This is a genomic window from Paenibacillus taiwanensis DSM 18679 (assembly GCF_000425125.1).
In the GTDB taxonomy this organism is placed as follows: domain Bacteria; phylum Bacillota; class Bacilli; order Paenibacillales; family Paenibacillaceae; genus Paenibacillus_B; species Paenibacillus_B taiwanensis.
In genome coordinates, this window is sequence record NZ_AULE01000024.1 from 338300 (window position 1) to 353241 (window position 14942).

10 protein-coding genes are annotated in these 14942 nt (G+C 44.9%); all 10 read left to right on the forward strand.

The features are described 5' to 3' along the window. Positions 1-374: 374 nt before the first annotated feature. The 10 genes from H509_RS24440 (at position 375) to H509_RS0106245 (ending at position 14330) form a co-directional block, all read left to right on the forward strand. Entirely contained in the window at positions 375-3566 is a 3192-nt protein-coding gene (locus tag H509_RS24440) for a family 10 glycosylhydrolase (RefSeq protein WP_051286842.1), read from the forward strand. Further along, positions 3563-4771, forward strand: a complete 1209-nt coding sequence (locus H509_RS0106205; RefSeq protein WP_028544323.1) for an alpha amylase family protein — start codon at positions 3563-3565, stop codon at positions 4769-4771. The genes H509_RS24440 and H509_RS0106205 overlap by 4 nt, the downstream gene beginning before the upstream one ends. Positions 4772-5097: 326 nt before the next feature. After that, on the forward strand, positions 5098-6390 hold the full coding sequence (locus tag H509_RS0106210; RefSeq protein WP_028544324.1) for an ABC transporter substrate-binding protein: 1293 nt from the start codon (positions 5098-5100) through the stop codon (positions 6388-6390). A 159-nt stretch (positions 6391-6549) separates the two neighbouring features. Beyond that, entirely contained in the window at positions 6550-7386 is an 837-nt protein-coding gene (locus H509_RS0106215; protein ID WP_245595989.1) for a carbohydrate ABC transporter permease, read from the forward strand. Between the two features lie 84 nt (positions 7387-7470). Continuing rightward, positions 7471-8229 (forward strand): carbohydrate ABC transporter permease, encoded by a 759-nt coding sequence (locus H509_RS0106220; protein WP_425414221.1) that lies wholly within the window; start codon positions 7471-7473, stop codon positions 8227-8229. Between the two features lie 15 nt (positions 8230-8244). Continuing rightward, positions 8245-9783, forward strand: coding sequence for a DUF4127 family protein (locus H509_RS0106225; protein WP_028544327.1), 1539 nt, complete (start codon positions 8245-8247; stop codon positions 9781-9783). Positions 9784-9905: 122 nt separating this feature from the next. Further along, complete coding sequence (locus H509_RS0106230; RefSeq protein ID WP_028544328.1) at positions 9906-11501, forward strand: FAD-dependent oxidoreductase; 1596 nt, start codon at positions 9906-9908, stop codon at positions 11499-11501. A gap of 143 nt (positions 11502-11644) precedes the next feature. Beyond that, complete coding sequence (locus tag H509_RS0106235; protein WP_028544329.1) at positions 11645-12349, forward strand: N-acetylmannosamine-6-phosphate 2-epimerase; 705 nt, start codon at positions 11645-11647, stop codon at positions 12347-12349. Between the two features lie 47 nt (positions 12350-12396). Beyond that, the gene (locus H509_RS0106240; protein WP_028544330.1) at positions 12397-13338 is read left to right on the forward strand and encodes an ROK family protein; all 942 of its coding nucleotides are present in this window, start codon (positions 12397-12399) and stop codon (positions 13336-13338) included. Between the two features lie 131 nt (positions 13339-13469). After that, positions 13470-14330: a MurR/RpiR family transcriptional regulator gene (locus H509_RS0106245; RefSeq protein WP_028544331.1), complete on the forward strand. Its 861-nt coding sequence runs from the start codon at positions 13470-13472 to the stop codon at positions 14328-14330. Positions 14331-14942 lie beyond the last annotated feature (612 nt).

Genomic DNA, 14942 nt, shown 5'->3' on the forward strand with positions numbered 1-14942 from the left:
AGGGGAGGAACCAATGCCGTTCATTAAAAGTAAAGACAAATTGGAGAAATAATTTAATTTTATGTATGAAATAAGAGGAAATATTCTTCCTTAAATTTGAGTTGTCTGATATGATCAATATAACGGTGTATTCATATTTTTGGGAGTTGGCAGGGTTGTATGAAGCACACACGAAACTAATTAATTCCACGTGGAAAATCAACATGATTCACAAATCATAGCATAAGAGGAATACCCATAATTCCATCATTATTGTTGGAGGTGATGCTGTAGCAAACTCGGCATAAAAATAGATTTGTAGATGAGATTAGTTGTACATAAGATGGAGTGCTTGGGAAGCTGTTTTTTCATGAACAACATGGGGAGGTTTGAAAATGAGATTAAAGAATACGCTGTCTTTTATCTTATGTTTTGCTCTCATTTTTTCAGGCACGACGTTGACTGTGTTGGCCGATGAAGCCATCACGGCGAAAGCTGCAAATGGCAACACCATCAGCATTACAGCAGTGAATCGAGCCATCGGAGCTTCAGATGAAATGATTCTGTTTACCCGAGAAAATAGTAGTAAGCTCACAGATTCGAACCCTTATGCGGCTGCTGCAGTCGTGGACTATCATGAAGGTAGTTACAGCGTTACGGACGTGACTTATCGAGAAGGTGCTATACAAATACCGACGAATGGCTTTGTACTGTTTGGTCACGGATCGAGTGAACAGTGGATTAAAGACAATATGAGTCCGGGAGATCCGGTTGAGATTGTTGGCTACACGTTACCTGCACCGGTGGTCGGAGGTCCACAGCTCATCACAGAGCAGGGAAGCATACCGATCGACGTTGTAGATCAGGCTCAACGGACGAACACCATCGCGGTCTATACACGTCATTTTGGTGAGATGACAAAACCATTCTCCGAAGATACCGTTCAATATATCATCACCAATGATGTATCGGTCGTGAAAAGCACATATGGTGTTCATGGTCAGAGAGGAACCTACATTCCCGCGAACGGTTATGTCATCTCGGCTTCTGGCAACGCTGCGTCATCCTTGAATTTGGAGGTGGGGCAGTCCGTACAAGCGATTAACGTAGATATTCCTATTCTGCCTAGCAAATATTTGAAAGTGAATGGTACTGCGGTAGCCATTGATAAAATAAATGGTCCGCGTGGATCGGGAGAAGTGGTGTTGTACCAGCCTACTTATGGCGCAACCACCAATCAGAATGCTTGGGGAATGGAGCTTACAGTTGTTGGCAATAAGGTGATCAACGTCGTGGCAATTGCATACGATGCCAACACAGGGGCTTATCTTGATAACAACTCCTCCATTCCATCGGATGGATATGTACTGTCGATTCAATCGGCAAGTCCATTCTATAACCAACTAGCGGGTCAAGTGCGTATTGGTGCAGAGGTTGAGCTCGTGACGGATAGTTTAATTTACCAAGCCGCTAGAACTTCGTTTGATGCATTTAATCCGAAAGTAAAAGATGATAATCCCGGAGGCTGGGACAATGTTGGCAATGTGCCTTATCCAGGATTTCGTGGATCGAATCAGTTGATCGTCTATGATCGTAATTACGGCGAGGAGACTGGCACGAACTCATGGGGCAATGAAGTGATTGTTAATGCGGACGGATATGTGACAAACAATGGCGGGAACAACAGTAAAATTCCTGAAGGCGGCGGATACGTATTATCCGGTCATGGGGTTAAGAACACATGGTTAAAGAACAATGCACTGGTCGGAGCTAAATTGAGTCTAGATTTTGCTAAAAAAGAAGTGCTGGTTATTTTTACGCCGGAATCTTACTTAGATAAAGCCTCGATAAATATCGATAGCGCTGATAAGGCGCTCCAGTTATCCAAGAATCAATTTATGGATGTGCCTTATGCCGATATTGAACAGAAGATTGTAGAAGCGAAGGGCGTTTATGAATTAGCCAAACAACGCCTAAATGAAAGCGGTACCAATGGATTGGTGGATTTACTGAATGATTTAGATCAGAAAGTTACGGATGCAAGTTACATGAATTTTGAGTCTCCGAAAGTACAAACTCGAGGTCTCTGGATGAGGCCGAAGGAAAAGAACTTGACGCAGGTTCGAGAGCATGTGAAGAAAATTAAAGAGACCGGTATCAATGCCATCTATCTAGAAACATGGTGGAATGGATATACCACTTGGCCAACGTCGTTGCCAGATACTGAATTAAATCCTTTGTATGAAGGCTTTGATGTACTTGGGGCATTCATTGAGGAAGGCAAGAAACAGGGGATTGAAATTCATGCCTGGGTAGAGAACTTCTTTGTAGGCGGACCGGTTGTGGTGAATCATCCCGATTGGCTTATGAAAAGCAGACAAGGTATTGATTATGAAGAAGGCAGTCACAATGCCAAGTGGTATTGGCTTAATCCAGCGCTCCCGCAAGCTAGAAATTTCGTTGCTTCTGTATACGATGAACTCGTTACGAAATATGACATTGCTTCACTGCATTTGGATTATGCGAGATATCCAGGGTCTGGAGATTACACGAATGATTTCGGTTACGACACGTATACCCGCAATTTGTTCAGCGAGAAGTATGGGGTTGATCCGCTTGACCTTCATCCAGGAGATCGCTACTGGGATGAATGGCTGCAATTCCGTGCGGACATGATCAATACCTGGGTCGTTCGGGTAGTTAACGAGGCGCATCAAATCAAACCAAAGCTACAAATAACAACTGCGGTATGGCCGAACTATGATGAAGCACCGAAATCGCACGCACAAGAAGCGAAATACTGGTTAGATCATCATTTAATCGATCACTTGTTCCATATGTCTTATGCGCCAGGCTCGGAATTAACGGTAACGGACTTGAGAAACTCCATGGCATTAGCAGGGGACAAGGCGTTCGTCTCATCGGGTCTAGACACGTTCCAAGGCAATCCTACATCGACTGTTGTGGATCAAATTAACGAAGCGACAAAGAATGATGGAGCTGGATCCGGATTATTCGAGTTTGAAGGACTATTTAATTATAAGTATGACAAGGTGTTGAAGATTGGGGTGTATCGTAATAAGGCAATTTTGCCTCAATATGAAACGACCAAGCCGCTAGTGATCGTGATGGAAGAAATGATCCGTAAAATCAATGAGATTTACGTTCCTTTCCAAGGGATGAGCCGTAAGGACGGCGAGAAACTAATACAGAAACTTGAATCCGCTGTAAAAAATCTACATGTGAATCCCGATATGACGGATGAGACTGCAAGTGACGTGAAACTGAAGATCGACAGCATAAGCAAACTTCTTGCAAGCAACCCGATTCATACAGAAGTGAAGAATCGAATGAAGCATGATTTGGACTATGGCCGTAAAATGATAGACGTCTATTTATCCAAATCAGCGAAAACGCAATTAAGTAAATTGACGGTGAGCTCAAGGAAGAAGGTAATGAAGTTAACGCCTTCCTTCACACCATCGACGTATGATTACAAGGTAAAGGTCGGGCACTCGGTTACGCAGCTAAATATTACGGCGACTACAAGTAATCAGAATTATAGAGTTGAGGTGATCCCAATATGAGTATATCTATGGAAAAAGGTGCAAATGTGTTGTGGGTTGATTTTATCGCGAATGGGGTTCGACTAGCGGATCGTGCAGAGAGGCAGCGCCTTGTGAACAGTGCGAAACAAGCTGGAGTAACCCACTTGGTGGTGGATGCCAAAATTCCCTATGGACATACGACATTCCCAAGTTCTTATGCTTATCATGTAAGTTGCTGGTCGGACGGACGTTATCAAATATGGGAAGGAAGAGACTTTCTTGCGGAAATGATAGAGGAAGCGAGTGTTGTCGGGCTTCAAGTCATTGCGAATATGGATGTATTCGCTGAAGGTACGACGCATTCAAGAGACGGTATTGCTTATGACAAGAAGGATTGGCAGGTCATGCTTTATAATCCGAGTCTTTCTTCGGAATCGGTTGCGGCTGAAAATGCGGATGATGATACGATTTTTGTGAATCCGATTCATGAAGAGGTTCAACTGCACGAACTTGGGATTCTGAAGGAGATTGCCTCGAACTATAAAATTAGTGGTATTGTGCTAGACCGCTGCCGCTATCCGAATGTCTATGGTGATTTTAGCGAATTAAGCAGGAGAGCATTCGAACAATATATTGGGCAGCCGATAGCACAATGGCCACAGGACATTTTTACCTTACAAGAAGGTACGAAACAACTCGAGTATGGTCCTTGGTTCGCGAAATGGACGGAATGGCGTGCGCTGAACATTAAACACTTCGTGCAATCGGCTAAGCAAGTTGTTAAATCCACAAATCCAAGTCTGTCCTTTAGCATTTATGTTGGATCGTGGTATCCGTTATATTACAACGAAGGTGTCAATTGGGCTAGTGAAACCTATCGTTCGAACTTGCCATGGGCTTCTGAAGATTATCTTATTTCCGCGTATGCCGATGAATTGGATTTCATTATGACCGGTTGTTATTATCCCGAAGTGCGAATTGAAGAAGCGGTACATAATGGCAGGCCTGCGGAATGGTACAGCGTAGAAGGTGCGATCCAAATGAGCCTAGAGGCAATTAACGGGCAGATTCCAGTCATCGCGAGCTTGTATTTGAAGGATTATGAAGGAAACAAAGATCAATTTGAAAAAGCTGTTCGGATCTGCCGAGAACGCACGCACGGTGTGATGCTGTTCGATGTGAGCCATCTGGATGATTATAGCTGGTGGGAGCAGCTGGATTGTGTATTATCTGCGATATCTTGAAGAGAGAGGCGAATGAAGCGGGTCAATTGCCCGATATCGATCGATTCAAAGCCAACGTGAACAGGAGTTAATGAATTTGAAGAAAATAATCTCCTATTTTATAAAATATAGTGGAGAAATCATTCTATACATGTTACAATGAACATGCAAGAAGGGAGGAGGTTGCAGGAACGACTCTTTTTCCGAAATCATTTATGGATTGGAGCAATTACAGATATAGCTTAGCATAACAAGGTTTTTTTGTAAGCGCTACCGTTTCCGGACTTATAGTCATTTCTTCTCCTAGCTTTGAGAGATAGTTTATCAAGAAGAGAGGGTGTTGTGGTATGAGTTTTAAAGGCAGAAGGTTGATTTCATTATTATTGGCATCAATGATGATGGTGGGGCTACTGGCGGCGTGTGGTTCGGATTCATCGAGCAGCAAAGGTGCTGCTTCAAGTGGGAACAACGACGTGGAAAAAGTCTCGGTAGAGTTCTGGACCATCTCATTGCAGCCGACCTTCAATGATTACTTCAACAAATTGATTGCGGATTATGAAGCGAAGAATCCGAATGTCAAGATCGATTGGAAGGATTACCCTTACGATGCTGTACTGAACAAGCTCATGACGAATATTGCTGGCGGTAATGCGCCAGACGTGGTGAACCTTAATACGGAGCTGGCCAATCAGATGGGAACCAAAGATGCATTGGTTGACTTCAACCAAGAGCTGACAGCGGATCAGAAGGCAGCTTATTTCCCGGGAATCTACTCCTCAACAGAAATGAACGGCAAAGGGTTCGCGCTCCCTTGGTACACCGGATTGCCTGTCCTATTTATGAATAAGGATCTGGTGGTGAAAGCGGGACTGAATCCGGACAATCCGCCGAAGACAAAGCAGGAATTGAACGAATGGGGTCGCCAGATCAAAGAGAAAACCGGCGCCTACGGCTACATCTTCACGATGGAGGCGCGCACTCTGCTGGAAGAGAACTTGCCGTTCCTGACCGAGGATTATAAGCAGGCAGCTTTTAATACACCTGAAGTGGAAGCGTATGTTAATGAGAATTTACAGCTGTTAAAAGACGGCGTCATTCCAAAAGACATTATTAACTACGATAAACAAGTGCAATACTTCGCGAGTGAGCAAGTGGCCATGTCCTTATCCAGCTCGCCATTTATTAACAAGATCAAGACAGCCGCGCCGGATGTATACAACAAAATGCTTGCCGTTCCAAGTCCGGTTGGCAAAGCGGGAATCCGCTATTCCAACACGATGAACATCGTCGTGCCTGCGGCAACATCTCATAAGAAAGAAGCGGTTGACTTCGCTGTATTCGTCACGAATGCGGCTAATCAGGTGGAATTTTCCAAGATCGCTAATACATTGCCTTCCACGGTAGAGAGTGCCAAAGATCCATTCTTCTCGGAGAATGACGGAACTCTAGAAGGGGTGGCTAAGTCCGTATCTGCAGTGAGCCTTGATAAAGCCGAAGATTTCTACATCGGCGTTGAGAGTGCTAAAGACGTTAATCAGACTATCACCAAAGCATTGCAGGAAATTTATTTGAATGGTGCTGACGTGAAGAAGACATTGACTACGGCCGAGAGCGATGTTAACAAAATCTTGGGCAACTAAATACGTCTGGGTGGGCGGGCTTGTCCTGCCCGCTTTCTATAATGGATGTTCAAAAGTGGACTTTTTGAACTATCTAATTAATGGTGGTGGAGGATTACTATCATGAAAAAATTTTTTGCTAGATTCGGCAAGTCGGAAGCGTCGGTGGCTTGGCTCTTCATGACGCCGGGTTTGATTCTACTGGCCCTATTTGTCTTCTGGCCGATTATTTATAGCGTACCGCTGGCGCTGACGAATTACTCCGTCATAGGCAAAACCGAATTTGTTGGCTTGGATAACTTCGTTAAGGCGTTGCAGGATAAGAGCTTCATCACGTCACTGCTCAACTCATTGCTATACGTCATTGTTGTGCCATTTATTCAGATTATATCTATTCTTATGGCGATTCTAGTCAATAGCAATGTTAAAGGCATTAAATTATTTCGTACGGCTTATTACATCCCCGTAGTTACTTCTATGGTTGCGGTAGCGCTTATTTGGGGCTGGCTGCTCAACCAGAATGGGGTCATAAACTATGTGCTGACCAATGTAGGGTTAATGAAAGAGCCAATTACTTGGCTGTCCAACAAAGATACAGCACTGTGGACACTGATGTTCATTACGATGTGGAAGGGCCTTGGCTACTATATGATGATTTATTTGGCCGGACTGCAATCCGTTCCGAAGGACCTGACAGAGGCTGCGATGATTGATGGCGCGAACCGGGCGCAGACCATTCGTAAAATTACAATTCCGCTGTTGAAGCCGTATGTCTTTTTCTGCACGCTTATATCTCTAATGGCAGCAATCCGTGTGTTTGATGAAGTGTTCATCCTGACGATGGGTGGACCGGGGGATGCTACCTTAACATCGAGTTTGTATATATATCAGCAGGGTTTCCAGCAATTTAATTTCGGCTACTCATCGGCACTTGGCTTAATTGTCAGCGTCATGATTGGTGCACTTAGTATCGTCATCTTCAGATTCAACCGGAAGGGTGGTGTCAATCCATATTAATGGATGCATGATATGAGAAAAAAACCACTTCGATTCGTGAAATTATTATTGTTGTATGGAGCTTTGATTTTATTTGCCATTTTTATGATGGGACCGTTCCTATGGATATTAAGTGTGTCGCTCATGCCCGGCAAGAATGTGTTCAGCTCTCCGCCGGCGATCTTGCCGACATTTATCGACTTTGATAATTTTGTCCAAGTATGGAATTACATGGACTTTCCAAGATACTTAATGAATACCGTTATCATTGCGCTGATGGGCGTTGTAATGAACATCTTCTTTTCTTGTCTTACAGCCTATCCGCTTGCCGTATTCCGTTTCAAAGGCCGAGATCTAATCTTTACACTACTGGTTGCGACGATGATTATTCCCGCTGCAGCCGGCATGGTAGTTAATTATTTGACGGTAAAAGCATTAGGCTTGATGGGTGGGTTTCTTGCAGTCGTGCTTCCTTCAGCCGTTACCGTGTTCAACGTATTCCTAATGAGACAGGCGTTTATGGGCATGCCACATGAACTGCGCGATTCCGGCAAAGTGGACGGTGCCGGCGAATTTCGTATTTGGCTGCAATTAGCGCTGCCGATTGTGAAGCCGGCGATCGCCGTTATCGGACTATTGGAGTTCATGGCGATGTGGAATAGCTTCCTCTGGCCGATGATTGTGCTTAATGATACGAAGCAGTATCCAATCGCGTCTGCGCTCAGCTTTTTAAATGGCCAATTTTCCTACAATTTTGGCTGGATTGCCGCCGGGACCGTCATTTCGGTTATACCGATTATCATCGTGTTCCTGTGCACCCAGAAATATTACATGGAAGGTGTATCCGGGGCAGTTAAAGGATAGGAGGACGCTACTCACATGAAAAAAATTATATATATTCCGCTGGATGAACGTCCGTGCAATTACGAATTTCCGGCACTTCTTGCCGCGGGAACGGATTATGATGTTGTTCGTCCGGAGTTGAGCATGATGGGGCTGAAGAAGCGCCCTGGAGACATCGAACAGCTATGGGCCTGGCTAATCGAGCAGGCGCGTGATGCAGACGGAGCGATTGTGGCCTTGGACACATTGCTATACGGAGGAATAATCCCCTCTCGGCTGCATGAGATGACGGAGGAACAATGCGGGGAGCAATTGGAGAAGCTCCATCAATTGAAGCGGATTAACCCGGCTTTGCATGTATTTGCTTATCAGCTCATTATGCGTTGCCCGCGCTATTCCAGCAGTGATGAAGAACCGGATTATTACGAGAATTGGGGCAGGGAGATTTTCCGGCGCGGCTATATCCGCCATCGGTTGGACCTGGGCATCGCGACAGAAGAAGAGCAACATGAATTGCAGCAAATTGAGGGCGTTTTGCCTGAATCCATGTGGCAGGACTACACGGAGCGCCGTACTGTTAATTTAACAGCGAATAAGAGAGCAATCGAACTGGTGCAGGACGGGGCCGTCGATTTTATGATCATCCCACAGGATGACTCGGCTCCTTATGGTCTGACTGCGGTGGATCAGCAGTACGTTCGCGAGTACGTCAAGAAGTGTCAGCAGCAGCTGTCCGTCTATATGTATCCAGGGGCAGATGAAGTGGGGTGTACGCTACTCGCCCGCATGATCAATCATTTTGAGCGTCGTAAGCCACGGGTGCATGTTCATTTTGCCAGTGTGCAAGGGCCGTTAGTGATACCTCTATATGAAGACCGCGTACTATATGAATCGGTCAAATATCAGATTATGGCGGCCGGAGGGCTAATGTCGCCTTCCCTGGCAGAAGCCGATATGGCCCTATGCATCAATACACCCGGCGAGAGCATGATGGAGTCGAATGATCAAGGGCAGCATTGTTTAGGGTATCAGGTATACCGGAATTTAGTTGAATTGATTGAGGTGGCTGATGATATTGTTCGCCGTCTCGACAAGCCTTGTGTTATCGCCGATATAGCCTACGCCAACGGAGCAGATCTTGAGCTGCTGCAGCTGCTTCGCGATAAGAAGCTTTTGTTTGAATTGGCCGGTTATGCAGGCTGGAATACAAGTGGCAACACGCTCGGAACTTGCATTGCTCAAGGCATGGTATATGCCGTGTATGGCAATACGCCGCAGCATCGCGATTTCCTGTCACTACGCTATGTCGAGGATGGGGGCTATTGTGCCCATGTACGTAGGGATGTAAGTGATCGGGTGCTGCCTGGTACGGGATACAATTATTTCTCAATCGACGGACAGCGGGGACAAATCGCCGAGCGGGTCAGAGCTGAATTGACTCGGTTCATCGAGCAGCATCTGCATCATCCAGAGAATAATTATGAGATCGTGATCGACGATTGCTATATGCCTTGGAGTCGGATGTTTGAGGTCGGATTGAAGACCCATGTCCGTGATACGAAGCAAGGACAATAAAGTACGACGAGGGTTCGAGCTTCACTAACGCTGTGAGGGTCTACAAATTTTGCAATGAACAGAAAAGGTGCATGAACAGCTCAGGTGGATGCTGGAAGCACTGGAGAAGGAGCCAGCGAGAGATGAATAAGGAGCGAATGACAGATGTCGCCGTCCTAGGCGGCGGGTTGGGCGGCTGCATGGCCGCATTGGCTGCGGCCAAAATGGGCGTGCGTGTGATCATGACAGAGGAGACGGATTGGCTAGGGGGTCAGCTGACAAGTCAGGCGGTTCCGCCGGATGAACATCAGTGGATCGAGGAATTCGGCTGCACAGAGACGTATCGCGAGTTTCGAGACCGGGTGCGTGCTTATTATCGAGAGAACTATCCGATGTCAGAGGAAGCGAAGAATAATGAACTGCTTAATCCCGGAAACGGTTGGGTAAGCCGCCTATGCCATGAGCCGAAGGTAGCGCTGCGCGTCATCGAGGATATGTTGGCCCCGTATGTGAACAGCGGCCGTATCACGGTATTGTATCATTTCAGACCAACTGCAGCCTCAGTAAACGAGGATCAGATAGAGAGTGTAACCGTTACACATTTAAGCTCAGGTGAAGAAGTTATACTAAGGGGATCATACTTTCTCGATGCTACGGAATGTGGAGACGTACTGCCGTTAGCGGGGGTTGAATATGTAATAGGCGCGGAGTCCAGGCATGAGACAGGGGAGCCGCATGCGCTGGAAGAGGCAAATCCACTCGATATGCAGTCGATCACCCATGTGTTTGCCCTCGATTATGTACAGGGTGGAGATTTCACGATTGAGAAGCCTGAGCAATATGATTTTTGGCGCAAGTTCGTACCGAAGCATACGAATATTCCGCTGTTAAGCTGGTATGCGAACGATACGGATGACGCGGAGAAAATGAAGGAGTTCGCCCTCTTTCCAGGTGAAGGCAAGGACGCTTCTGGGAGGGAGCTTCTGTCACTGTGGACGTATCGTCGTGTCATCGACCCAGCTTTATTCGAGCCTGGGCTATATGAAAGCGACATTACTTTGATCAATTGGCCGCAGAACGATTATTTTCTGGGTTCAATTATTGACGTTCCTATAGCAGAACGGGAGGAGCATCTGGCGAATGCTAGACAGTTAAGCCGCTCACTGATCTACTGGCTTCAGACCGAGACGCCTCGTCCGGACGGAGGGCGAGGGTATCCTGGCATCCGGCTGCGTACGGATGTACTGGGTACAGAGGACGGACTGGCGAAGTACCCGTATATTCGTGAGTCGCGTCGGATTCAAGCGATATATACGATCACGGAGCAGGATGTTAGTAAGGAAATCCGTGGGAAACAAGGGATTCGCCGTTACGACGATAGCGTCGGTGTAGGCAGCTATCATTTAGATGTTCACCTGACGACCGTCACGAACCGAACCTTCTATATTCCGAACTATCCGTACGAGATTCCGCTTGGTGCGTTACTGCCGATCCGGGTCAAAAATTTGCTTCCCGCTTGTAAAAATATCGGCACGACTCAAATTACGAACGGATGCTACCGCCTCCACCCGACAGAATGGAACATTGGGGAGTCCGTCGGTTATTTAGCGGCCTATGCGCTTCAGAATCAAGTGACGCCACATGAGGTACACGCCAATTCGGAGCATCTACAGGCCTTTCAAGCGCTGATTCAAAGGCAAGGGGTCCAAATCCACTGGCCGGACGATCTGGTTCTATAACAACGATAGAGTAGTATAAATCAGCAGACAGCCACTCTATTGATAATAAGGGGTGGCTGTTTACTGATTCTAAGGAAATGAAAGAGTACGTATTATGAGCTACCTATTACTCAATGAACAGTTTATATACGGAGGTGTGCACTATGGTAGATTCAATTATTCAAACTTTAAAAGGCGGACTTATTGTTTCCTGTCAAGCTCTTGGGGAAGAACCATTTTACGGAAGTGATTATATGGCCCGCTTTGCTCTAGCGGCTGAAATGGGCAAGGCGGTAGGGATTAGGGCGAATACGCCTCAAGATATTAGAGCGATAAAAAAGGTGACGAATTTGCCAGTTATCGGCTTATGGAAGAAGGAGTATACCGGTTCTGACGTTTACATAACGCCTACTTTAACAGAGGTTGAAGGAATAATCGCTGCTGGAGCCGATATTGTCGCTACGGATGCTACATTACGTAATAGGCCGGGCAATGTTTGTCTTGCGGATTTGGTTAAAGAAATAAGGGAGGAGCACCAAGTACTATTAATGGCGGATGTATCTTCTGTAGCAGAAGGAGTAGAGGCGGAGAGATTGGGTTTTGATCTTATTTCTACTACGCTATCTGGTTATACAGCCTACAGCCCGCAGAGTGAGGAGCCAGATATTCAATTAGTTGCTGATTTAAGTCAAATGGTTAGCATTCCCGTATTAGCTGAGGGGAGAATTCATAGTCCTGAACAGACTGTTGAGTGTCTTCGGGCCGGAGCTTACGCCGTTGTAATTGGCGGAGCCATTACCAGGCCGCAATTGATTACTAAGAAATATACAGACGCTATACTTCAATATCAAAACATTGCTGAAATGTAGTCTTTATTATTTATTTGCAGCAGCCTTTAAACGAGGAGGTTCTATGGATGGGACATACTGGGGAAGTAGCTATAGGTCTGGATATCGGTGGAACTAACATTAAGTCGGGGATTGTAAATGCGGAGGGAGTGGTCATTCACCATTTGAATTGTCCGACGAAGGCAAATGAAGGTGGCGAAGCACTGTTAAATCGAATTACCGAAATTACGAAGGAATTAGAAAGGTATTCAAGCAGTCAAGGATGGAAGGTAAAAGGTGTCGGCATAGGGACTGCTGGTCAAGTTAATAGTCGGACAGGCGTTGTAATGGGGGCCACCGCTAATTTGCCGGGATGGGCCGGCATGGAGATTGGAAATCGGCTGCATTCCATGACAGGTTTGTCTGTATTGATCGATAACGATGCGAATGCCATGGCATTCGGCGAAGCGTGGGTAGGTTCTGGCAGACAATGGAACGATTTCGTCTGTGTTACCTTGGGAACGGGAGTAGGCGGTTGCCTGATCATTAATCATAGGCCGTATCAAGGACGGGATGGGTTTGCGGGAGAAATAGGCCATCATGTTATTGAGTACAGTGGTTATCCATGCAATTGCGGAAGAACAGGCTGTTGGGAACAGTATGCTTCTGTTACAGGATTGATGAGAATGGTAGAAGAAGCTGGGACAGAGCTAGAAGAGATTAGTACCGCGGAAAGTATATTCGCATCTGCGCAGGAAGGAAACGACGCATCTATTCACGTACTGAGAAGATATACTCAGTATATTGCTGCTGGTCTGGCTAATATGGTTCATACATTTAATCCAGAGGGGATTGTCATTGGAGGGGCCATAACTCGGCAAGGCGATTTTTTACTGAATCCGGTTCGTGAAAGTCTGTCGCACCAACTGCTGCCTGTTTTTAGAGAGAGGGTTAGAGAAATTGAGGTAGTTTCGGCTTCTTTAGGAGATAATGGAGGTGTAGTTGGGGCTGTAGCAGGTTATTTTATTTAAAATTAAATTTACATTATAATGTAAGTTTTTATAGCATACTAGTTTGCCTTTTGAAGGAATTTGTGTATATCATAAATATAGGTTAGTCTACAGGTTCATTATTTGTTAGGCAACCTGAAAGGAGAATGGATTTGTCTAACGAGCAGGGAACGGGAAAGACGTTGTTATCCATAAGAAGTCATTTTAATGGATTAACTAAAACAGAACAAAAAGTTGCAAATTTTATTCTGGAAAACGCTCAGGATATCATTTATCATTCGGTGACCGAACTTGCAGAAAGAGCGGACGTCGGTGAGACGACGGTGATTCGCCTCTGCCGGAAACTGAAATTTCAAGGTTTTCAGGATTTTAAATTATCTCTGGCACAAGATATGGTTAAGCCTTCCGATCGCTTATATAATGAAGTTACTGAAGAGGATGATGCAGCGACGTTAAACCGAAAGGTTATATCTATGCATATGGAGACGCTGGAACAAACTTCGGAACTTATTAGCTCAGATCAGTTGGAGAAGACCATTGATCTATTGACGGCAGCTACTCATATTCACTTTTTTGGAGTAGGATCTTCAGGATTGACGGCGTTACAGGCCGCGCATAGCTTCACCAGGATTGGCAAGCAAAGCTTCGCTAAGACAGATACGCACTTTCAGGCCATGACAGCTGCATTAATGCAACCAGGAGATGTAGCTGTTGGGATATCCATTTCGGGAAGCACCAAAGATACGATAGAGAACTTAAGCCTAGCCAAGAAAGCTGGCGCCAAAATAGTCGTAATTACGAGTAATGCGCGTTCCCCTATAACCAAACTGGCAGATATCGAACTGTTAATGGTTGCTAGAGAAAATCCATTACAAGGCAGCTCACTTTCTGCAAAGATATCCCAGCTAGCTGTTATTGATATTTTGAATGTCGGGGTTTCTTTAAAAATAAAGGATGAAGCTTTGAAATACCGCGAGATAACGGCAAAATCAATCTCTGAGAAACTGTATTAATGATTAAATCATTAATTTCAATTATATTTAGTCGATAAAATGAGAAGCTCTCCATCGTATGGTGAGCTTTTTGTCATTCTAAAGTGTATACAATTTACTTATAAGAATGTCTTTGTAATGAAGGAAAGTAAACCAAAAAAAAGAATAGTATGCCTCATTAGAATCATTAAAAAATTGAGTGCTATAAGTTTGTGTTAAATATGCTGGAGGTAAGTGTCGTGGAAAATAGTAATAGGCTTCATTATTTTGATAATGACTTTGATGATGAACTACTTTGATAAGACATACGATTTTGATTTTTGGAAATCAACAACGATGCCCGATATATATAAATTAGAATTTAATAAAACGAACTTGATTAAAGTAACAAGAAAGTGGGACTAAGTTTTGAATGTACCTCATTTATCTCTTAAATGGCTTATATAAAACGTATGTTTGCTCTTGATTAGCACCATGAATCGCGCTATTACTCTCCACATTTACAAGACATATCGCCAATAATTTCATTTTAAGCAGATGGAAATATGTTAATTTTTCAAAAAATGATTTTAGCCCTGTCCTTCTAGGTCATTCTTGGGAAGCAGTATTCCACAAAAACCTTTTATATAGGAG

What these genes read in the sequence shown, in the direction of transcription:
- H509_RS24440 (WP_051286842.1), top strand. Translation starts at nt 375, where the DNA reads ATGAGATTAAAGAATACGCTGTCTTTTATCTTATGTTTTGCTCTCATT.
- H509_RS0106225 (WP_028544327.1), top strand. Translation starts at nt 8,245, where the DNA reads ATGAAAAAAATTATATATATTCCGCTGGATGAACGTCCGTGCAATTAC.
- H509_RS0106230 (WP_028544328.1), top strand. Translation starts at nt 9,906, where the DNA reads ATGAATAAGGAGCGAATGACAGATGTCGCCGTCCTAGGCGGCGGGTTG.
- H509_RS0106210 (WP_028544324.1), top strand. Translation starts at nt 5,098, where the DNA reads ATGAGTTTTAAAGGCAGAAGGTTGATTTCATTATTATTGGCATCAATG.
- H509_RS0106240 (WP_028544330.1), top strand. Translation starts at nt 12,397, where the DNA reads ATGGGACATACTGGGGAAGTAGCTATAGGTCTGGATATCGGTGGAACT.
- H509_RS0106215 (WP_245595989.1), top strand. Translation starts at nt 6,550, where the DNA reads ATGACGCCGGGTTTGATTCTACTGGCCCTATTTGTCTTCTGGCCGATT.
- H509_RS0106235 (WP_028544329.1), top strand. Translation starts at nt 11,645, where the DNA reads ATGGTAGATTCAATTATTCAAACTTTAAAAGGCGGACTTATTGTTTCC.
- H509_RS0106205 (WP_028544323.1), top strand. Translation starts at nt 3,563, where the DNA reads ATGAGTATATCTATGGAAAAAGGTGCAAATGTGTTGTGGGTTGATTTT.
- H509_RS0106220 (WP_425414221.1), top strand. Translation starts at nt 7,471, where the DNA reads ATGATGGGACCGTTCCTATGGATATTAAGTGTGTCGCTCATGCCCGGC.